Source organism: Streptomyces sp. NBC_01381, assembly GCF_026340305.1.
In the GTDB taxonomy this organism is placed as follows: domain Bacteria; phylum Actinomycetota; class Actinomycetes; order Streptomycetales; family Streptomycetaceae; genus Streptomyces.
This window is the reverse complement of the sequence record NZ_JAPEPI010000001.1, coordinates 1,235,364-1,255,804: the sequence shown is the minus strand read 5'-3', so window position 1 is coordinate 1,255,804 and position 20,441 is coordinate 1,235,364. Positions and strand designations below refer to the sequence as shown.

19 protein-coding genes are annotated in these 20,441 nt (G+C 72.3%); 10 read left to right on the top strand and 9 right to left on the bottom strand.

Going from position 1 to position 20,441, the window contains the following annotated elements:
• Window positions 1-88 precede the first annotated feature (88 nt).
• Together OG453_RS06110 and OG453_RS06105 are read right to left on the bottom strand one after the other, a co-directional pair.
• Window positions 89-3,250, bottom strand: coding sequence for a sacsin N-terminal ATP-binding-like domain-containing protein (locus OG453_RS06110; protein WP_266865233.1), 3,162 nt, complete (start codon window positions 3,248-3,250; stop codon window positions 89-91).
• Between the two features lie 577 nt (window positions 3,251-3,827).
• Entirely contained in the window at window positions 3,828-4,766 is a 939-nt protein-coding gene (locus tag OG453_RS06105) for a DUF3027 domain-containing protein (RefSeq protein ID WP_266865231.1), read from the bottom strand.
• 358 nt (window positions 4,767-5,124) lie between these two features.
• Between OG453_RS06105 and OG453_RS06100 the strand changes: the two genes are divergently transcribed.
• The 4 genes from OG453_RS06100 to OG453_RS06085 all read left to right on the top strand — a co-directional run bounded on the left by OG453_RS06100 (window position 5,125) and on the right by OG453_RS06085 (window position 8,639).
• Window positions 5,125-6,537 (top strand): MFS transporter, encoded by a 1,413-nt coding sequence (locus OG453_RS06100; RefSeq protein ID WP_266865229.1) that lies wholly within the window; start codon window positions 5,125-5,127, stop codon window positions 6,535-6,537.
• A 77-nt stretch (window positions 6,538-6,614) separates the two neighbouring features.
• Window positions 6,615-7,124, top strand: coding sequence for a DUF2771 domain-containing protein (locus OG453_RS06095; protein ID WP_266865227.1), 510 nt, complete (start codon window positions 6,615-6,617; stop codon window positions 7,122-7,124).
• Window positions 7,094-7,777: a futalosine hydrolase gene (locus OG453_RS06090; protein ID WP_266865225.1), complete on the top strand. Its 684-nt coding sequence runs from the start codon at window positions 7,094-7,096 to the stop codon at window positions 7,775-7,777. The genes OG453_RS06095 and OG453_RS06090 overlap by 31 nt, the downstream gene beginning before the upstream one ends.
• Complete coding sequence (locus OG453_RS06085; protein WP_266865223.1) at window positions 7,770-8,639, top strand: 1,4-dihydroxy-6-naphthoate synthase; 870 nt, start codon at window positions 7,770-7,772, stop codon at window positions 8,637-8,639. Before OG453_RS06090 ends, OG453_RS06085 begins: the two co-directional genes overlap by 8 nt.
• Before the next feature lie 67 nt (window positions 8,640-8,706).
• Here OG453_RS06085 and OG453_RS45105 read toward each other — a convergent pair whose 3' ends face one another.
• Window positions 8,707-9,090, bottom strand: a complete 384-nt coding sequence (locus OG453_RS45105) for a cold-shock protein (RefSeq protein ID WP_055701393.1) — start codon at window positions 9,088-9,090, stop codon at window positions 8,707-8,709.
• A gap of 172 nt (window positions 9,091-9,262) precedes the next feature.
• Between OG453_RS45105 and OG453_RS06075 the strand changes: the two genes are divergently transcribed.
• A complete protein-coding gene (locus tag OG453_RS06075; protein ID WP_266865221.1) occupies window positions 9,263-9,514 on the top strand; it encodes a hypothetical protein in 252 nt (83 codons plus the stop codon).
• On the opposite strand, the gene OG453_RS06070 is transcribed toward OG453_RS06075, so the two are convergent.
• Entirely contained in the window at window positions 9,507-10,136 is a 630-nt protein-coding gene (locus tag OG453_RS06070) for an HAD family hydrolase (RefSeq protein WP_266865219.1), read from the bottom strand. The two genes, OG453_RS06075 and OG453_RS06070, sit on opposite strands and share 8 nt — an antisense overlap.
• 140 nt (window positions 10,137-10,276) lie before the next feature.
• On the opposite strand from OG453_RS06070, the gene OG453_RS06065 reads away from it, so the two are divergent.
• From OG453_RS06065 to OG453_RS06050, 4 genes are read left to right on the top strand one after another with little or no spacing between them, the layout of a single operon-like run.
• On the top strand, window positions 10,277-11,275 hold the full coding sequence (locus tag OG453_RS06065; RefSeq protein WP_266865217.1) for an iron ABC transporter permease: 999 nt from the start codon (window positions 10,277-10,279) through the stop codon (window positions 11,273-11,275).
• Window positions 11,272-12,402 carry an iron chelate uptake ABC transporter family permease subunit gene (locus tag OG453_RS06060; protein WP_266865215.1) on the top strand — a complete coding sequence of 377 codons (1,131 nt, stop codon included), beginning with the start codon at window positions 11,272-11,274 and terminating at the stop codon, window positions 12,400-12,402. The genes OG453_RS06065 and OG453_RS06060 overlap by 4 nt, the downstream gene beginning before the upstream one ends.
• Entirely contained in the window at window positions 12,399-13,274 is an 876-nt protein-coding gene (locus tag OG453_RS06055) for an ABC transporter ATP-binding protein (protein ID WP_266865213.1), read from the top strand. Before OG453_RS06060 ends, OG453_RS06055 begins: the two co-directional genes overlap by 4 nt.
• A complete protein-coding gene (locus tag OG453_RS06050; protein WP_266865211.1) occupies window positions 13,271-14,242 on the top strand; it encodes an ABC transporter substrate-binding protein in 972 nt (323 codons plus the stop codon). The genes OG453_RS06055 and OG453_RS06050 overlap by 4 nt, the downstream gene beginning before the upstream one ends.
• A gap of 12 nt (window positions 14,243-14,254) precedes the next feature.
• Here the strand turns inward: OG453_RS06050 and OG453_RS06045 are convergent, their stop codons facing one another.
• Window positions 14,255-15,286, bottom strand: a complete 1,032-nt coding sequence (locus OG453_RS06045; protein ID WP_266865209.1) for a hypothetical protein — start codon at window positions 15,284-15,286, stop codon at window positions 14,255-14,257.
• Between the two features lie 1,014 nt (window positions 15,287-16,300).
• On the opposite strand from OG453_RS06045, the gene OG453_RS06035 reads away from it, so the two are divergent.
• Window positions 16,301-18,838, top strand: coding sequence for a helicase C-terminal domain-containing protein (locus tag OG453_RS06035; RefSeq protein ID WP_266869730.1), 2,538 nt, complete (start codon window positions 16,301-16,303; stop codon window positions 18,836-18,838).
• 13 nt (window positions 18,839-18,851) lie between these two features.
• Here OG453_RS06035 and OG453_RS06030 read toward each other — a convergent pair whose 3' ends face one another.
• From OG453_RS06030 to OG453_RS06015, 4 genes are read right to left on the bottom strand one after another with little or no spacing between them, the layout of a single operon-like run.
• The gene (locus OG453_RS06030; protein WP_266865207.1) at window positions 18,852-19,031 is read right to left on the bottom strand and encodes a DUF397 domain-containing protein; all 180 of its coding nucleotides are present in this window, start codon (window positions 19,029-19,031) and stop codon (window positions 18,852-18,854) included.
• Window positions 19,028-19,207 carry a DUF397 domain-containing protein gene (locus OG453_RS06025; protein WP_266865205.1) on the bottom strand — a complete coding sequence of 60 codons (180 nt, stop codon included), beginning with the start codon at window positions 19,205-19,207 and terminating at the stop codon, window positions 19,028-19,030. The genes OG453_RS06030 and OG453_RS06025 overlap by 4 nt, the downstream gene beginning before the upstream one ends.
• A complete protein-coding gene (locus OG453_RS06020; RefSeq protein WP_266865203.1) occupies window positions 19,204-19,383 on the bottom strand; it encodes a DUF397 domain-containing protein in 180 nt (59 codons plus the stop codon). Before OG453_RS06020 ends, OG453_RS06025 begins: the two co-directional genes overlap by 4 nt.
• A gap of 3 nt (window positions 19,384-19,386) precedes the next feature.
• Window positions 19,387-20,238: a helix-turn-helix transcriptional regulator gene (locus OG453_RS06015; RefSeq protein WP_266865201.1), complete on the bottom strand. Its 852-nt coding sequence runs from the start codon at window positions 20,236-20,238 to the stop codon at window positions 19,387-19,389.
• Between the last annotated feature and the right edge of the window lie 203 nt (window positions 20,239-20,441).

Below are 20,441 nucleotides of genomic sequence, written 5' to 3'. Positions count from 1 at the left end.
CTTCACTCTGGCTGAGGCTCATCCCCCAACAACACTCAGAACGTAATCTGAAGTCGAGCCTGGGGGTTCGCGGCAGCCGCGCGGCCCCTCAGTCGAACCAGCGGTCCCGCTCCAGCTCCTCCGTCCGGGACGGATCCTCAAGCAGCGCCGCCACCTCGAAACGCCGCGGCCACTGCCCCGCCGCCCAGGCGAGCCCCGCGGCCACGCCCTCCAGCGTCGCCGCGTGGATCGTGCCGTCCGGCATCCGGCGCCAGTCCAGCTCCACGCCGCCCGCGATCAGCTCGTCGTGCTCGATGTACGTCTCCGGGGTCGCGGGACCGAGCAGGATCCGTACCGAATCCGGCACCGGGTGCTCCGCGCCCTCCCCGGCCGGCTCCACCGCCGCCGTCTCGCTCAGCCTGCGCACCTGGAACAGCTCGGCCAGGTCCGCCGCCTTGCGGGGCTGCACCGGCAGCAGTGCCACGCCGTCGGCCACCGGCAGCAGGTCGGGGGCGTCCGCGACCACCGCGTCCGTCACGTCCACCACGACGACCTCGCCGTCCACCACGGCCCGCACCTCGTCCGGCAGCGTGACCTGCTCCGGGTCCAGGTCGGCCAAGGCGCCGTACAGGGCGTGCAGTTGGGCCGCCGAAACGGTCCGCTCCGGGTCCGCGAGCCGGTCGAGCAGCTCGGCGGCGCCGCCCGGCTCCTCCAGGAGGGCGGCGACGGACGTGCGTACGCCGAGGGCGCGAAGGACCTGCTCGTCGTCGAAACCGGAGGCGTCGGCGGCGTCGTAGAGACCTTCGAGCAGCGGGTCGCCGCCCGAGGCCCGCAGACCCGCGGGACGACGGCCGCCGAGGACCGGGTTACCGCGCAGCCACCACGCCGTGTACGACCGGACGGTCTCCGTCGTGCCGTCCGGGAGCAGGATCCGCAGCGGCTGCGTCAGCGCGTCCCGCAGCGGCGGGCGCGAGAGCAGGGCCAGCGCCTGCGGCCAGCGGTCCTCGTCGACCAGATCGAGATCCCGTACGGCGACGATCTCGGTCGCGACCGGCGGTACGGGCGTGTCCGGAAGCCGGTCGAGCACGTCCTCGCACCACACGTCGACCGCGTCGAGCAGCCCCGCGTCGTCGGGCTCGGCGAAGTCCCCTTCGCGCGGCTCCAGTTCGTCGGGGTCGAGTACGACATCCGTGGCGCGGACCAGGGCGAAGGTCGCCAGGACGCCGCACGCGGCCAGCGGCTGCTCGCCCCAGCGGTCGGCGAGATCGGCGTCCACCATGGCGAGTTCGTCCTCGCGCATGACCTCGGCGAACGGGCTGCCGGGCAGCACGAGTTCACCGGCGGGTGCCGGTTCGCCGTCCTCGTCGGGCAGCGCGAGCGCGCCGAGCCAGGGCTCGTCGCCGGGCGCGAGGTTCGCCCCACGGACGAGTCCGAGGACAAGATCCGCCAGCTCCTCGGCATCGAGGGCGTCCTCGTCCCAGGTGTCGTCGTCGAGGGAGGCCGCGACGGCGGCACGGACCTGCGGGGTCGTCAGGACGGCGCGGGGCGTGGCGGGCAGTGCGCCGAGCTTCTCCAGGAGGGGGTGGACGGCGTCGGGGTGCGCGACCTTCAGGCCGAGCCGGGCGAGGGCCGCGGGGTCGCCGTCCTCGCTGTCCGCGCCCGTGAGGGGCAGCAGGACCTGACGGGGCCCGATCGTCGTACGCCCGTCGGCGAGCGGGACAGGCAGGCCCGTCAGCCGGTCCGGATCGACACCGGCGAGGGCGTCGTACAACTGCCGCCACCAGTCAGGGTCCTTCTCCAGACCGGCAAGGCGGTCGATCGCCTCGGTCAGCGGGACCCGGGCGACGCCGAGGGTGCGCAGCTCGGCGCGGCGCTCGAGCCCGGCGGGCAGCAGGCTGGGAAGAACGTCGGCGAGGACGCGTACGGTCTCGGCGCCCGCGCCCTCCACGACCTCCGCGTCACGGGGCCGCAGCGCGACGGGAACCTCCCAGTCGGGGACGTCCGACGCGTCGTCCTTCGGGGCGGCGGGCTCGACGGCGGGCGGCAGGAAGGCGGTGCGGGGCAGCCGGTCGAGGATGGCCTGGCGCAGCGCACCGTCGAGTTCGCTCTTGCCGAGCGGCCCGGGGACGAGACCGATGATCCCCTCCCCCACGGGCCGCCAGCCGGCGAGGAGTTCGGCGTATGCGTCGGCCGCCCGCTGCACGAGGAAGTCGGTCAGCGGACCCGGCGCGGCATGCCGCCGGGTCGTGTCGAGCGGGAACGAGGCGATGAGCAGCGCGGGCACGCCGAGCGGCTCGTCGCTCGGCGTCGGCGCGTGCAGCACGGGGGCGCCGCGGGGCGGCCGCGGGGCGCCGTCGTGGTCGGTGGGAACGGCCCAGGTCACGGACCAGTGGGGCCGCAGCCGCTCCTCGACGGGGCGGCCGGCGAGCAGCTCCTGCTCCAGGGGGCCTTGTCGGCTGACGGTACGCCAGCGGGTCGTACGGCCTTCCGGGTCCTCACGGCTGTCGGATACGTCGACGAATCCGTCCCCGGCGGTGCGGCGAAGGACGCGCGGCTCGGCGTCCGCGACCTGCACGACGACTTCTTCAAGTCCGGGGAGGGCGAGGAGCAGCGCATCGTCGATCCCCTCAAGGAGCCGGGTGACGAGATCCTCGGCGGCGGCGTCGCGCAGCGGCAGGATGACGACGGTGTCGTACCCGTCCGGGGCGGTGCCTTCGGCGGCGAGCGGCAGCCGCAGCAGCGGCACATGCCCGTCACGGCGCCGGATCTCGTCGCCGAGGCCGGGGCTGAACCGGGCGGTTTCGGCGGCGAGTTCGCGTGCCTCGCCGAGGGACCAGCGGACTCCGCCGGTACGCCCGACGACGGCGGGCTCGTCGGAGACGGCGAGCACGGCGGCGAAGCCGACGCCGAACCGCCCGACGGCGGTCTCCTCGTGCCCCTCCCGCTTGGCGGAGGCGCGGAGGGTGGAGAGGGACTCGACGCCGGCGGCGTCGAGGGGGGCGCCGTTGTTGGCGGCGGCGAGGACTCCGTCCCGGAGGGTGAGGGCGAGGCGGCCCCGTGCCCCGGCGCGGGCCGCGGCGTCGGCGGCGTTCTGCGCCAGCTCGACGACGAGGCGGTCACGGTAGCCGCCGAGGGCGAGGTCCTCCTCGGCGTTGGCGTCCTCGCGGAACCTCGCCGGGCTTGCCGCCCAGGAATCGAGGACTCCCCGTCGGAGCCGAGCCGTGCCGAACGGGTCAGTCCCCTCGGCCGCCGGCCGCACGGTCTTGCTCACGGTGTCGTCTCCCTCGCTTGGTTCGCGGGGCGAACGGTATCGCGTGGCCGGGGGGCCTCGGGCAGTGCGGCTGCCTCCGGCGGGGTGGGCCGGTCCTTCGGCTGTCGGCCGGTGGGTGACTTTCCCGCGCTCCGCGCGGGCTTGTCCCGCCCACCCACCCGATTACTCCGCAGTCGACAGGGACGGGGCGGTTCCGGCGGTCGGGAGTGCGGCCGACAGCGGACATTCCCGCGCTCCGCGCGGGATTTCCCCACCCAGCCCACCCGATCACCCGGCAGCCACGGACCGCGGTACGTCTCTCGGCTGCGAGCCGCCCGTGACCTCCCGCGCTCCGCGCGGGTTCTTCCCGCCCACCCACCCGATTGCCCTGCGGGGTGATCGGGTGGGTGGGCGGGAAAAGATCCGCGCGGAGCGCGGGAAGGAACCCCGACTCGCCGCAGACAAAAACCCACAGCCACACGGAGCCCCGGGCCGAGGGCGAACCGCAGGGCAATCGGGTGGGTGGGCGGGAAAGAATCCGCGCGGAGCGCGAAGGGACCGCGGGCCCGCCCAGGAGTCGGCTGCCCCCAGCGGGAGCTCAGGAGTGGCCGAGGTCCTCGCTCGGGCCCTCCGGCAGGACCGAGCCCGAGTCGGGGGACGGACGCAGGGGGAGGACGTCGACGCGGGTCTCGTCGAGGACCGGTTCCGCGGGGCGCGAGGGCCGCGGCATGACGGCGGCCTCCGAGTGCCCACCGCAGCCGTACGCGAGAGACACCACCTGGCCGTCCGCAGGACCGAACTCGTTCGCGCACACCCCGAACGCCTGGCCGAGCGACCCGCCGATCGGGGCGAGGAAGCCGCAGCTGACACAGGTCGCAGGCGCCGCCTGCGCCATCGCGGTCTTCGCGCCGTGCGTCTCCTCCCAGCGATCGGCCGCGGCATGCAGGCCGTACCGGGAAAGGACACGGGCCCTGCGCATGCCGAGCTCGTCGGCGATCGCGGCGATGGAGCCGCGCGCGGGGGCCATCGGGAGCTCGGCCGGCGGCCCCGACGTCACCTCGGCGTCCTCCGCCTCGACCAGCTCCGCCATCTCCTCGGAGACCGCGGAATTCGGCGGCGGCTCCTCCTCGCCGGAGAAGCCGGGCTCCAGGCGGAGGTCCTCGGCGTCCGTCGGGAGGAGGTCGCCCGGGCCCATGTCGCCGGGGCGCAGACGCTCGCTCCACGGCACCCACTCGGGGGCCAGCAAGGCGTCGGGGCCCGGAAGAAGCACCGTCTCGTCGAGCGTGACGAACTTGGCCCGCGAGGCGCGCGCCACCGTCACCGCCCAGCGCCAGCCCCGGTAGCCGAACTCCTTGCATTCGAACAGGTGCGTGACCACGCGGTCGCCCTCGACCACGACATCGACGTGCTCACCGACGACACCCGGTGCGGCGGCCTCCTCGGCCGCCTCACGGGCCATTCCCACCGCCTCGGCGCACAGGCGGTCGGGAGTACGCGGGGTACGCGGGGTACGGCTTCGCGTTGTCGCTGCGCTCACAGGTATCGCTTCTCTCCTACGCCGTCTCACGAGTGCGCCACCCATACGCGGGAGTGCGGACGGAGCGGACCAAAGGGCCGCGTCGACGTCCGCGCCCGAACGTCCTCGGGCGCACCCCTACGTCATCCATTCTGCGGGATGAGCGAGAGGCGCGCGGCCAAGAACTACCGCCGCAGGCGCGCTACGCACGCTACCTTCTCCTGGCCCCTGGGCCTACACCGGCGTGCCCGGCCCCCGTGGCGGGGGCCGCCCGCGCCCGCCGCTTCGCGGGGGATTTTCCCGCCCACCCACCTGATTACCCCGCGTACCCGGCTGTCGATGCGCACTAGCGCGGCCCGATAGAGGGCACTATGACGAGGTGGCCGCCGCAAGGTCCTCTCAGGGAAACAGCGGAGCGGGCTCGGCGCTGAGCAGGGCCGTCCGTTCCGTCGGGCGTGCCCTGCATCTGCCCTTCACCGGTACCGCCCGCGGCATCAGGAAGGCCACGCACGCGCACGGCGCGGGCGAGTCCGGGCTCGGCAAGCTCATCGAGCTGCACGCCGTGAACGGCGCGGGCGACGTCATGATCACCGTCGCGCTCGCGTCGACCGTGTTCTTCTCCGTGCCGACGGACGAGGCCCGCGGCCGTGTCGCCCTCTATCTCGCCATCACCATGGCGCCCTTCACCCTCCTGGCCCCCGTCATCGGCCCGCTTCTGGACCGCCTCCCGCACGGCCGCCGCTACGCGATGGCCGCCGCGATGCTGGCCCGTGCGCTGCTCGCCCTGCTCCTGTCGGAAGCGGTGATCACGGGGAGCATCCAGCTCTATCCCGCCGCACTCGGGGTGCTCGTCGCCTCCAAGGCCTACGGGGTCGTCCGCAGCGCTGTCGTGCCCAGACTCCTGCCCGCCGGGTTCTCGCTGGTCAAGGCCAACTCCAGAGTCACCCTGGGTGGGCTGCTCGCCACCGGTATCGCCGCGCCCATCGGGGCGGGGCTGCAGGCGCTCGGGCCGCGCTGGCCGCTCTACGGCGCCTTTGTGATCTTCGTCGTCGGGATGTTCCTGTCCCTCTCGCTGCCGCCCAAGGTCGACTCCGCGAAGGGCGAGAGCAAGGCGCTGCTCGCCGCCGACGAGGAACATCTGCATCTGCACGCGCGGGCCGAAGCCGCGGCGGACACCAGCAAGAAGCGGAAACTGGGGCTGCGTACCGTCGGACCCGCCGTCACCCACGCCCTCGCCGTCAACGCCTCACTGCGCTGTCTCTCCGGGTTTCTGATCTTCTTCCTCGCCTTCCTTCTGCGCGAGGAGCCGCTCGCCGGGCAGAGCGCGGCGGTGTCCCTGGGGATAGTGGGGATCGCGGCCGGCGTGGGGAACGCGCTCGGCACAGCCGTCGGTGCCGGGCTGAAGTCGCGGGCGCCGGAGATCATCATCGTGACCGTCGTCGCCTTCGTCCTCGCCGTCGCGATCACCGCCGCGCTGTTCTTCTCGGCGGTCGGCGTCGCCTGCCTGGGCGCCGTCGCGGGCTTCGCGCAGGCCATGTCGAAGCTGTCCCTGGACGCGCTGATCCAGCGGGACGTCCCGGAAGAGGTGCGGACCTCCGCCTTCGCCCGCTCGGAGACGACGCTTCAGGTGGCCTGGGTGATCGGCGGCGGCATCGGCATGGCGCTGCCGCTGAACGGGTCGCTCGGCCTCTCGGTGGCCGCCGCGATCGTCGCCATCGGCTGGCTGTCGACCGTGCGGGGCCTCCTCGCGGCGGCCCGGCACGGCGGCCCGCAGCGGCGCCGGGTGGCGTGAGCCCGTCACATCGCGGGTGCGGCACGCCGCGACCCCCACGTGGCAGGACGGCACGAGGTGCCCGATAGCCTTCGCCCATGACCTCCCTGCTCCGCGGCGGAGCCGCACACGTTCACAGCTCGGCGCGCCGCCGCCGTTCCGTGGCTGCCATTGGCGCTGTCTCCGCCGGACTCCTCGTCCTGTCCGCCTGCGACAAGCCGACGCCGCTCGCCACCGTCACGGTCGGCAGCAACTCGGTGAACACCGAGGCCTCCTGCTACAACGACGGCGAGGAGCTCAAGCAGTCTCAGCTGCAGGGCTGCCTGAAGGACAAGGACGTCAAGTCCATCAAGGTCGATCCCGACGAGAAGGTCCGCTTCGGCGTCGACCCGGAGATCGCCGAGAAGGGCTGGACGCTCCTGATGAACGGTCAGCCGCTCACCGAGTCCAGCGACAAGACGTACGTCGTCATCCCGGGCAGCGTCTTCTTCAACCAGCAGTACGGCGGCGGCACCAACGCCACCACCGTCAGCCTGCTCGAGGGCGGCAAGGGCTCCGGCTCCAAGGCGACGGGCCTGTGGTCGTTCAAGCTCGAGAAGGACTCCTGACCACGGCTTCGGTACGTGTTCTGGTGGCCACCGCCGTCCCGGCCGAACGGGACGCGGTGGCCAAGGGCCTGCCTTCTGAGTACGGCGATGTCGTCGCCGCCGGGGTGGGCCCCGCCGCCGCTGCCGCGCACACCGCGGCCGCCATCGCGCGCGGCACGTACGACCTCGTCGTCTCCGCCGGAATCGGCGGCGGCTTCCAGCCCGGCGCGCCCGTCGGCTCCCTCGTCGTCGCCGACGAGATCACCGCGGCCGATCTGGGCGCCCAGACGCCCGACGGGTTCCTGCCGGTCACCGAACTAGGGTTCGGTGCCGTCACGCACCTCCCGCCGCCGTCCCTCGTACGCGACGTGGCCGCGGCGACCGGCGGCCGGGCCGGCGGTGTCCTCACCGTCTCCACCGTGACCGGCTCCGCCGAGCGCGCCGCCGAGCTGCGGCGGCGCCACCCCGGTGCGCTCGCCGAGGCGATGGAGGGGTTCGGGGTCGCCGAGGCGGCCGCCGCGTACGGACTGCCCGTCCTGGAGATCCGCGCGGTCTCCAACGCCGTCGGGCCGCGGGACCGCGGCGCCTGGCGGATCGGCGACGCGCTCGCCGCGCTGACTGACGCGTTCGGGAAGTTCGCGCCCGTACTGGAGAGTTGGAAGAGGCATGACTGAGACCCAGGCCCAGGTGGACCGGCCGCTGCAGATCGCGTACTCGCCCTGCCCCAACGACACGTTCGTCTTCGACGCCTGGGCGCACGGCCGGGTGCCCGGCGCGCCCGAGCTCGACGTCACCTTCGCGGACATCGACATCACCAACGGCATGGCGGAGCGCGGCGAGTTCGACGTCCTGAAGGTGTCGTACGCCGTGCTGCCCTGGGTCCTCGACGAGTACGCGCTGCTGCCGTGCGGCGGGGCGCTCGGGCGGGGCTGCGGACCGCTGGTGCTCACCCGGGAGGCCGGGGTCGATCTCACCGGCAAGACGGTGGCGGTGCCGAGCGAGAAGTCGACGGCGTATCTGCTGTTCCGGCTCTGGGCCGCGGACACCCTGACCGGTGGTGGCGTCGGCGAGATCGTGGTGCTGCCCTTCGACCAGATCATGCCCGCGGTGCGGGACGGAAAGGTCGACGCGGGGCTCGTCATCCACGAGGCGCGCTTCACCTACCAGAACTACGGCCTGCACTGCCTCGCCGACATGGGCGAGCACTGGGAGCAGACGACACGCCTGCCGATCCCGCTGGGCGCGATCATCGCCAAGCGGTCGCTCGGCGCCGAGCGGCTGCGGCAGCTCGCCGACGCGGCGCGGACCTCCGTGCGCATGGCCTGGGACGACCCCGAGGCATCCCGGCCCTACGTCCTTGAGCACGCGCAGGAGATGGACCCGGCGGTCGCCGACCAGCACATCGGTCTGTACGTGAACGAGTTCACCGCGGATCTCGGCGAGAGCGGATATGCGGCGGTCCGGGGGCTGCTGACACGGGCCGCCGCGGAGGGTCTTGTCCCGGCGCTGCCGCCCGGTGCGCTGAACTTCGGCTAGATCTCGTACGCAAGGCGGGCCGAAAAGCCTCGGCCCGCCCCGCGTGCGTACGGAAAGAACAGCTCGGTCAGACGTCCAGCTGGTCCGCCACCGCACGGAGCAGGCCGGCGATCTTCGCGCCGGATGCCTTGTCCGGGTAACGGCCCTTCTCCAGCATCGGCGTGATGTTCTCCAGGAGCGTCGTCAAGTCCTGCACGATGGAGGCCAGTTCGTCCGGCTTACGGCGCTGGGCCGCCGCGACCGACGGCGTCGGGTCGAGGATCGTGACCGAAAGGGCCTGGTCACCGCGCTGGCCCGCGACGACGCCGAACTCGACGCGCTGTCCGGGCTTGAGTGTGTCGACGCCGGCGGGCAGTACGGAGGAATGCACGAAGACGTCGCCGCCGTCATCGCGGGAGAGAAAGCCGAAGCCCTTCTCGCTGTTGAACCACTTGACCTTGCCGGTAGGCACGTGAAGTCCTCGTCCTCGTACTTGTCGTCGTACTCGTCTATGCCGCGGAAAAACGGCTCTGGATAGCACTACAGCGGGTCGCCCGACCCGCCAGGACCAAGACTATTGGTCCGGGAGCCGGTGACAAGACGTCCCCGGATTCTTCCTTCGCGCTGGGAACTACCCTGGTGGGGTGCGTGACAAAACCCAAGCGAATTCAGCCGGACCGGGCGATGGCCTGGTCCGTGCCGGCGCGATCGTCTTCTTCGTCGGAGCCGTGGCCACTCTCGTCACAGTGGCCCCGCTTTTCCTCGGCACGGATCCCTTCCCGTCCATCGCGTACGCGGTGTGCATGCTGATGGGGGTCGGATTCCTCGTCGCCGGGGCGGGAGTGCTGCGCGGTATCGCCGTCCAGCGCCGCCAGGCCAGGTCCGCCGCTACTTAGCGGCGGCGTCGGCGGCGTACGACGCGAGCCAGGCGGGGAATTCCGTCAGGTCGGTGAGCACGACGTCCGCGCCCGCCGCGCGCAGTTCGGCTGCGTCGCACGGCCCGGTCGGCACCGCGACGGACAGCGCGCCGGCCGTACGCGCGCCGCGTACATCACCGGTGTGATCGCCGACGTACACCGCCGCGTCGTGCTCGCGCAGCGCCTCCGCCTTCGCCTCGGCCCACAGCCAGCCGATCACCGCGTCCGCCTCGATGCCGAGGTGCGCCAGGTGCAGCTTGGCGTTGGGCTCGTGCTTGGCGGTCACCACGATCGCGCGGCCGCCGTGCTCGCGGACCGCGGCGACGGCCTCCCGGGCGCCGGGCATCGCGAGCGCCGGCGCGATGGCGTATGTGGGATAGATCTCACGGTAACGGTCGCCCATCTCCTGGATCTTGTCCTCGGGGAACCAGTGGCGCAGCTCCTCATCAAGGGGCGGGCCGAGGCGGGTGATGGCCAAGTCGGCGTCTATGTACGTCCCCGTCTCCGCGGACAGTGCCTCGTAGGCCGCCTTGATGCCCGGGCGGGAGTCGATCAGGGTCATGTCGAGGTCGAAACCGACCGTCGGAGCGCGAGAGGTCATGGGGCCATTGTGCAGAGGCCCGACGGCCGGGGGACGGGGGCTGAGGTCCCCCTTAGGCTTAGCCAAGCCTTACCTCTGCTTTGCCCCTGATGTACCGCCGTACCTCCACCCTGCCGATTCTTCCGAAACGAGCTCAGCCGATGCGTGTGCCAGCCAGACGCGCTGTCGCGATGACGGCGGCCGTGCTGGCCCTGCTGCTCGCGGTCCTGCTCAGCCTCTCCGTCGGCGCCCGCGCGATCGCGCCGTCCGCCGTCTTCGACGCCCTGCTGCACGGCGGGCACAGCGACGCCGCCGAGGTCGTCCGCGAGATGCGGGTGCCGCGTACGGTCATCGGCCTGATGGTGGGCGCCGCGCTCGCCCTGGCGGGCACCGTCCTGCAGGGCATCACCCGCAACCCCATCGCCGACCCCGGCATCCTCGGCGTCAGCCAGGGCGCGTCGGTGGGCGTCGTCATGGCGATCGCCTTCGCCGGGGTCCACACGCTGACCGGGTACGTCTGGTACGCCTTCGTCGGCGCGGGCATCGCGTCCGTCGCGGTGTACGCGATCGCCGCGAGCGGACGGGGCGGGGCGACCCCCGTGAAGCTCGCGCTCGGCGGCGCCGCGATCAACGCGCTCCTCGTCTCCCTGACCACCGCCGTCCTCACCACCAAGGCCTCCGCCCTGGACGAGTTCCGCTTCTGGCAGGTGGGTTCGCTCTCCGGTCGTGACACGGAGGTCGTCGGGCAGATCTGGCCGTTCCTGCTCGTGGGGCTGCTGCTCGTGCTGTCCGTGGCGCGCGGGCTCGATGCGCTCGCCCTCGGGGAGGACGTGGCCAAGGGGCTCGGGCAGAAGGTCGCGACGGTGCGGATCGTCGGCGGACTTGGCGCCACCGTGCTCACCGGCGCCGGGGTCGCGGCCGCCGGGCCCATCGCCTTCATCGGGCTCGCCGTACCGCACATCGCTCGCGCGATCGTGGGCAGCGGGCATCGCTGGGTGCTTCCTATGGCCGCTGTCCTGGGGCCGGTGATGCTCCTCGTCTCCGACACGGTGGGGCGGGTGATCTTTCCGCCGAGCGAGGTACCGGCCGGGGTGATGACCGCGCTGATCGGGGTGCCGTTCCTGGTGACGCTCGTGCGCCGGAAGGTGGTGGCGGCATGACAGACCGCCCTCGTTGTGGGCAGGCGTTCCGCACGGCGGAACGGGTGGGCACAACGCCCACTGCCGGGCCACCGAAAAAGCTGCGTCCGGCTGGGTATTCGGTGCTCCGGGTCCGCAAAGCAGCCTTCCTGGTGCACCGCCGGGCAGCCTCAGTAACCCTCGCCCTAAGCGCCCTGCTGGCAGCCAGCTGTCTCGCGTACCTCTGCATAGGCGAGTCCTTCGTCCAGCCCGCCGAAGCCCTGAAGGTCGTCTTCGGGCAGCCGTCCCCCGACGAGCTGGTCGTGGGCACGCTGCGCGAACCCCGCATGGTCGTCGGCCTCCTCGTCGGCGCCGCGTTCGGCGTCGCCGGCGGGCTGATCCAGACCGTCGCCCGCAACCCCCTCGCGAGCCCCGACATCATCGGCATCAGCCAGGGCGCGAGCGCCGTCACGGTGGGTGCGATGACCCTCGGGGTCACCTCGTACACCGTCCTTCCGTATCTCTCGGTGCTCGGCGGAGTCGCCGCCGCCGCTCTCGTGTACGTCTTCGCCTGGCGCGGCGGCCTGCACGCCACCCGCTTCGTGCTCATCGGCATCGGCTTCGCCATCGCCCTGCGGTCCATCACCACGCTCTTCATGACCAAGGGCGACTATCTCGTCGCCCAGCAGGCGCAGATCTGGATGACGGGCTCGCTCAACGGCCGCGGCTGGGCGGAGGCGGAGCCGCTCGGCCTGACCCTGCTCGTGCTGCTCCCGTTCATCGCGTGGGCGGCCCGCGCCCAGCGCTCCGTGACCATGGACGACGACACGGCGACCGCGCTCGGGGTGCGCCTGGGACACGTACGCCTCGGTCTCGTGCTGCTCGGCGTCGTCCTCGCCTCCGTGGCGACCGGCGCCGCGGGGCCCGTCGACTTCGTGGCGCTGCTGGCCCCGCAGATCGCCCGCAGGATGACCCGCACCGCGCAGATCCCGCTGCTCTGCTCGGCGCTGCTCGGCGCGCTGATCATGGTCATCGCCGACCTCCTCGCCCGCCGGCTCTTCTCGCCCACGGAACTCCCGGTGGGTGTGCTGACCGCGGCCGTCGGAGCCCCGTACCTGATCTGGCTCATCGTCCGCAGCCGTTCCGTCCGCACTGGAGGCACCTCGTGACCGGCGCCTGTCTGAATGCCCGCCTCAGCGCCCGCGAGCTGACCCTCGCCTACGAGGACCGTGAGGTCGTGCACGCCCTCGACCTCGCGATCCCGGACGGCGAGGTCACGGTCATCGTCGGCCCCAACGCCTGCGGGAAGTCGACCACCCTGCGGGCCCTCGGCCGCCTCCTCAAGCCGAAGAGCGGCGCGGTCCTCCTGGACGGCGAGGCCCTCGCCAAGCTCCCCACCAAGAAGATCGCCCAGCAGATCGGGCTGCTCCCGCAGACGCCCGTCGCACCCGAGGCGATCACCGTCGGCGACCTCGTCGCGCGCGGCCGCCAGCCGCACCAGAGCTGGTGGCAGCAGTGGTCCGACGAGGACGAGAAGGCGGTGACGGAGGCGATGGAACGTACCGACGTGTCCGCGCTCGCCGAACGCTCCGTCGACGAGCTCTCCGGCGGCCAGCGCCAGCGTGTATGGATCGCGATGGCGCTCGCCCAGGACACCGGCCTGCTGCTCCTCGACGAGCCGACCACGTATCTCGACATCTCGCACCAGGTCGAGGTCCTCGACCTGGTGCGCCAGCTCAACCACGACCGCGGCCGCACCGTGGTCGTCGTCCTGCACGACCTCAACCAGGCGGCCCGGTACGCCGACCATCTCGTCGCCATGAAGGAGGGCCGGATCGTCGCGGAGGGCGCACCGGCCGATGTCGTCACCGAGGAGCTCGTGCGCGAGGTCTTCGGTCTGGAGTGTGTGGTGGTGCCGGATCCCGTGACCGGATCGCCGCTGGTCGTCCCCGGGGCGCCGTGGGCCGCCGGGTCCCGTTCGCAGTCCTCCGCACCCTCCGCACCCTCCTCATCCGCTCGAAAGGTGGCCCAACAGCCATGACCCGCTCCCAGAACCGCCGCGCCCTCGCCGCCGGCGCCCTCGCGCTGAGCGGCGCGCTCGCCCTGTCGGCCTGCGGCTCGTCGGACTCCGACGACGACGCGGCGAACTCCGGCAAGACGCACGTCGTCAAGACGGCCATGGGGGACGTGAAGGTCCCGGTCGCCCCCAAGCGCGTCGTCGTCCTCGACACCGCCGAGCTGGACTCCGCGATCACGCTCGGCGTGAAGCCGGTCGGAGCCACGCACGTCGAGACGTCCAAGGGCTTCCCGAGCTACCTGCCCAAGGACGAGGTCAGCGGCATCAAGGACGTCGGCGAGATGCTGAATCCGAACATGGAGGCCATCGCGGCCCTCGACCCGGACGTCATCCTCACCAGCAAGATCCGGCACGGCGCCAAGTACGACCAGCTCAAGGAGATCGCGCCGACCGTGATGACGGAGAACACCGGCCACCCCTGGAAGGAGAACTTCCAGGTGCACGCCGACGCGCTGGGCAAGAAGGCCGAGGCGAAGAAGATCGTCTCCGCCTACGACGCGCACGCCAAGAAGGTCACCACGGCCGTCGGCGGCCCGGCGAAGGCCAAGGCGACGGAGGTCAACGTCGTCCGCTTCGTGGAGGGCGCGGACATCCGCATCTACGGCGAGCAGACCTACATCGCCACGATCCTGAAGGACGTCGGCCTCGGCCGCGCGCCGATCTCCGCGAAGGCCAAGGACGGCTTCTCGTACGACGTGTCGCCCGAGAAGATCGACCTCGCCGACACCGACGTCATCTTCCAGGCGACGTACGGCGATCCGAAGAAGGCCAAGCAGACGCAGACCACGGGCAGCAGCCTGTGGAAGAACATGAAGGCGGTCAAGTCGGGCAACGTCCACACGGTCGAGGACGAGCTGTGGATCCAGGGCATCGGCTACACGGCGGCGAACAAGATCCTGGACGAGATGCAGGCGGACCTGACGAAGAAGTAACTTCCGCTCGGTTCACGGCCGTTGCCGCTGCGATCTCCACAACAGGTAGAGCGCGGAGGCGACGGCCGCGCCGCGTACCACCCAGGGCCAGGTGTCGGCCATCGCGTCGTTCATGTGGCCGTCGCGGACGGGATCGCCCCAGCGGCCTTCGTTCCTGCCCCACAGCCAGGTGATCCCGGCGGCCACGGAGAGCCCCGGAAGCCCGAGCACGGCCCATTTGGCCTCGGCGCGGCTGAGCCTGCGCGAGGCGTAGGCGAGGAGCCAGCCGCCGCCGAGGGCAAGCCAGTTGCCGAGGATCGCGCCGACGGTGAGGAGCGCGGCGGCGAGCAGCAGCAGGGGGTTGCTGAAGCCGGGGCGCGGGTCGGCGGCGGCCTTCGGGCGGCGCAGCCTCAGGCGCCGCCGGGGAGCGGGCTCCTCTCCCTCTGCCTCCTCTTCCTCTTCCTCCTCCCACTCCTCCTCTTCGGGCTCGTCGTCGGGGCGCTTCTTCGCCGGGGGCTTGAGGATTTCGGGGATCTCTACGCCGCCGACGAAGCCCGGCACGCTGTCGGCGAAGCCGAAGGGGCCGTTGCCGTCATCCCGCTCCACCCGCCACCAGTCGGGCTCGGAGCCGCTCGGGCCCAGCTCGTCCGTGCCGGCGAGGTGCGGCGGCGACGGGCGGAAGTCGTCCTGCGGGAGCTCCGGTTCGTCGGCGGCGGGGCGGGGGATGATGCGGCGCAGGCGTTTGGGGCGCTGGGGCGGTTCGGCGGGGCGCTGGGTGGGGACGGCGGGGCGGGGTACGTCTCGGGAGCGGCGCGGCCCCGCATCGGAACCTTCACTACCGGAAGCTGCCGCCTCGACGAGGTCTTCCGGGGAGCCGAGGCGGTCCAGGATGCGGCGTATCGCTGCCGGGTTCTCGGCCGTGGCCTTGGCCCGGCTGCGGTCGATCTCGTTGCGGAGCTCCGAGACGAGGCGCATACGGGTGCCTGACGGCAGTTGGCGCTGCTGGGCCAGGTCGCCGACGCGGCTCAGATAGTCGTAGACGAGCTGATCGCTCTCGATCCCCACGAAGTCCCCTCCGGGGCGGCTGCGTTGACCGCCCGTCGCATGCGCTGTGCCTCGACGGTATCGCGTCCCTTTGGTGGTCCCGCAGTCTCGGGGCGCCGAACATGCCTTTCCCGCCCACCCGCCCGATTGCCCGGCAGCGGGCGACTTGCCGGGGCGGGTGGGGGAGGCGGCGGAACCGCACCGCTCACCCGCAGTACGCGACGTACGCAAGGGACCGGACCACGGCCTCACACACCGGCAGCGCGCAACCAGACGCGAGGGGACAGACATCGGCCCCCATGCACCGTCAGTGCGCGACGAGACACGAGGGGACCGGCATCGGCCCCCACACACCGTTGGCGCGCGACGAGACACGAGGGGACCGGCATCGGCCCCCACACACCGTTGGCGCGCGACGAGACACGAGGGGACCGGCATCGGCCCGCACGCACCGTCAGTGCGCGACGAGACACGAGGGCACGGGCATCGGCCCCCACACACCGTTGGCGCGCGACGAGACACGAGGGGACCGGCATCGGCCCCCACACACCGTCAGCGCGCAACGAGACACGAGGGGACGTGTCGGTATGTCCGCACGGAGCACGGTACGCAGCACTCCCCAGCCGAAGCAGCAAGACGCCCAGACCGAGATGGCGAGTACGGACATACCGGCGCGGCCCCGCCCTCACACCGGCGAGGCGCCCCACCCACGACGGCCCGGCCGCCAAGACGACAAGGCGCCCCACCACGGCCGAAGGCGGCCGCCCCGCCCCAAGACGCACCGCACCGCAAGCAGGCACCCGAGCCGCAGCCCCGCCCCCAAGACACACCGCACCGCAGACCGCAGCCCCACAGCCCCCAGCCCGGCAGCCCCACAGCCCCACAGCCCGGCAGCCCCCAGCCCCGCAGCCCCGCAGCCCCGCAGCCCCGCAGCCGCCAACGAACCCGCAGCCCCACCCCGCACAGCACGCCGCACCCCCGGTCCACCGGCACGAAAGGCCCAGCCTCCGCCCCCGACCCGCTACCGTGGCCGGGATGAGCACCGACGAGCAGGCACAGCGTCCAGCGGACACCCCCCGGTCACTCGCCGAGGCGCTTCGCTCCCGTGGCGACGAGTCGCTCGGTGCGCTGCTGCAGGCCCGCCCCGACCTGCTCACCCCCGTTCCGACCGACCTCACGCAGCTGGCCACCCGCGCCGCGACCCGCGCCTCCGTCGTCCGCGCCCTGGAGCGGCTCGACCGTTTCACTCAGCAGGTCGCCGAGGCCCTCGCCGTGGCTCCGGAGCCGGCGACGTACGCCGAACTGCACGCGCTGATCGCCGGAGACGAAGAGAGCGACGGCGGGGACACGGCGATGGACGAAGCCCTCGGCCGGGCCGTCGGCGTCCTGCGCGAGCAGGCCCTCGTCTGGGGCCCGGACGACCGCCTGCGCCTGGTCCGCACGGCACGCGAACTCCTCGCCCCCGCCCCGCAGTACCCCTCCCCCACCGGCCTCGGCCCCACCGTCGCCGAGGCCACCGCGGGCATGTCGCCGAACCGTATCCAGGACATCGTCACGGCGGCCGGGCTGCCCTCCACCCACGACGCGGTGTCCGCCGTCCGCTCGCTGACCGACCTCTTCACGGACCGCACCCGGATGTCCGCGCTGCTCGACGAGGCCCCCGCCGAGTCCGTCGAGGTGCTTTCGCGGCTCGTCTGGGGCCCGCCGTACGGCCAGGTGACCGCAGACCCGGCGCGGCATCTGCGCTGGCTCCTGGACCGGGGGCTGCTCCTGCCGACCTCGCCCGGCACCGTCGTACTCCCCCGCGAGGCGGCCCTGCACCTGCGCGCGGGCCGCGCGCACCGCATCATCGAACCGGCGCCGCCCGCCGTGCAGCCGCTGCGCGAGCACCGTCCACAGGTTGTGGACGCGACGGCGGCGGGCCAGGCGTACACGGCGCTCGCCACGGTCGAGGAGCTCCTGAAGGACTGGGACGAGGGCGGCCCGACGGTCCTGCGGGCCGGCGGCCTGAGCGTGCGGGATCTGAAGCGGACGGCGGTGGCCCTCGACGTACCGGAGCCGGTGGCCGCGTTCTGGGTCGAACTGGCCTACGCGGCGGGCCTGGTGGCGTCGGACGGCGAGGCGGAGGAGCGGTACGCGGCGACACCGGCGTACGACGACTGGCAGGAACTGCCCGCCGCCGAGCGCTGGTCGGCTCTCGCCACGGCCTGGCTGACGGCGACCCGCACGGCGGGCCTGATCGGCGGCCGCGACGGCAAAGACCGCACGCTGTCGGCGCTGGGCCCGCACCTGGACCGCTCATCGGCCCCGGAGATCCGCCACCGTGTCCTGACGCTCCTCACAACACTCCCGGACGGTGCGAGCCCGACGCCCGACTCGCTCCTGGCCAGACTGCGCTGGGAGCGCCCGCCGAGGGGCTCCGCCGGGGGCGGGGCATCCGCGGGCGGCGTGTCCACCGGCAGCAGCACATCAGCAGGCAACGCGCCACTCGAACTACGCGCCCGCATCGCCCAATGGACCCTGAACGAGGCGGAGTTGCTCGGCGTCACGGGCCGCGGCGCGCTGTCGTCGCACGGGAGGGCACTGCTTGGCTCCGAGGAGGGCGCGGCCACGGCGCCCGCCCCGTCCCCCGCCGAGCTGGCCGTATCCGCGGCCCGAGCCGCCCGCCTCCTGACCCCCCTCCTCCCCGAGCCCCTCGACCACGTGCTCCTCCAGGCGGACCTCACCGCGGTGGCCCCCGGCCCGCTGGAGCGCCCGCTCGCGGAGACCCTCGCCGTACTCGCGGACGTCGAGTCGAAGGGCGGCGCGACGGTGTACCGCTTCACGCCCGGCTCGGTGCGCCGCGCGCTGGACGCGGGCAAGTCGGCGTCCGACCTGCACGCGTTCCTGGCGGCACACTCCCGCACACCGGTCCCACAGCCTCTCGCCTACCTCATCGACGACGTGGCCCGTAAGCACGGCCATCTGCGGATCGGCGCCGCATCGGCGTACGTACGCTGCGACGACGAGGCGCTGCTCAACGAGATCCTCGCCGACAAGCGCTCCCAGGGCCTGCGCCTGCGCCGCCTCGCCCCCACCGTGCTCGCCGCGCAGGCCGACCCCGGCGCGCTCCTCGAAGGGCTGCGCTCGATGGGCTTCGCGCCCGCCGCGGAGAGCGCCGAGGGCGACGTACTGATCCACCGCGCCCACGCCCACCGCACACCACCGCGCACGGCCCCCGAGCCCGTCCACGACGGCCCGCCGCTGCCGGACGACACTATGACCGGCGCCGCGGTGCGCGCCATCCGCGCAGGCGACCTGGCCTCGACGACTCCCCGCAAGGCCACCCCGGAGACGACCGGCGCACTCCCCCGCACGACGGCGGCGGAAACCCTCGCCACGATGCAGGCGGCAGTCCTGACCGGCGAGGCGGTCTGGATCGGCTACGTGAACGCGGAGGGCTCGGCGAGCCAGCGCGTGATCGCCCCGATCCGCGTAGAGGGCGGCTTCGTCACGGCGTACGACCACACGGCGGACGAGGTCAGGACGTACCCGCTGCACCGGGTGACGGGGGTGGCGGAGCTCGCCGAGTGAGCTCGGGCCTCCGTCAGCGGCGGTCGGCCTTGAGCCGGCGGAGGAGGGCGGTGAGGCTTGCGGGGGCGGGGGATATGGCTTGGGTCGGGGCGTTGCTTTCGCGGAGTAGCAACTTGTCATTGCTGCGGGCGAGTTCAACGCATTCGTTTCCGTCGCCGCCGCCGGAGAACGAGGACTTCTGCCACTGGGTCATGGCCGTTCCGTTCGCATCTGTTGCAGCAGGGCGGCGAGGCCGTCACGGGTGAGGGCTAGCGCCTGGGTGGGGTCATCGCTTTCGCGGAGTAGCAACTTGTCGTCGTGTGAGGCAAGTTCCACGCACGAAGCCCCGTCCGAACCGCTGGAGAAGGATGACTTCTGCCACTGGATCACGGCCGGGCCGTTCGTATCTGCTGCAGCAGGGCAGCGAGACCACCGCAGGTGAGAGCTAGCACCTGGGCAGGGTCGTCGCTTTCGCGGAGCAGCAACTTGTCGTTGGCGCAGGCCAGCTCTACGCACTCATTGCCTTCCGCGCCACCGGAGAACGTCGACTTCTGCCACTGGATCATGGTCTACAGCTCCTTCACCAGACGGTGGATGAAGTCCCGTGACCTGGCAGGGTCGAGGGACACCGACTCCACCTTACGGAAAAGTGTTCGCATGGCGCGGAGTTGAGCGGCCGCATCCACCAAGGCCGTGCCGTAGGGGGTGTCCCGCTGAACGGTGTCCAAGGTCGGCACCCGACCACCCATGTACACCAGTGACGAACTCGCCCCGGCGAACCCGTCGACATCGAACGGGATGACCCGCAGCGCCACAGCCGGACGCTCCGACTGCCTCAGCAGCTCATTGAGCTGAGCGCGGGCCACCCGCCGATCCGCAACACGGGTGCGCAGAACGGACTCGTGCAGAACTGCCTCGTATGGAACGGCGTCCTCACGCTCCAGCACCTGCTGGCGACGCAACCGGAACGCAACCCACTGCTCCAGTTCGCTCTCCGGGCGAGGCGGAACCCAGTACCCGAACACCGCCCGCGCGTACTCCTCCGTCTGGAGCAGCCCGGGCACATGGGCCGTGGCGATCACCTGAATGACTCGCGCGTGATGCTCCAACTCCGCCAGATCCAGGAAGGTCGGGGCGAGCGTGTCCCGGTGGTCCTCCCACCATCCGCGTGTACGGTCCACCGCCATCTCGACGAGGGCGTCCACCAACTCCTGTTCCGCGCAGGCGTAATGGCTGGCAAGCCTCCGCAGGCGCTCCTCGCTGACACCTGCGATGCCCGCCTCCATCTGACTCATCTGGCCCGATGTCGACCCGAGGAACCGCGCCACCTCCCGAGCGGTCATGCCCGCAGCATCCCTCAGCCTGCGCAACTCCGTACCCAGACGCACCTGCCGTGCGGTCGGCTGACTCCTCGGCGGCACACGCACCACATCCCATCAACAAGCCCTGACGCTGGGCCACTTGAGATGGCCAGGTTACGCAACCGGCTTGCGTTGGCACAAATTACTGCCCTACCGTCAGTGACGCGACGCACACGCTGCGAATCCCGGGGAACCCGGAAGCGCACCGCCCCGCCATGCCATGACGGGGTCGACACTGCCACCGCCCACCCTTCGCCGCGCAC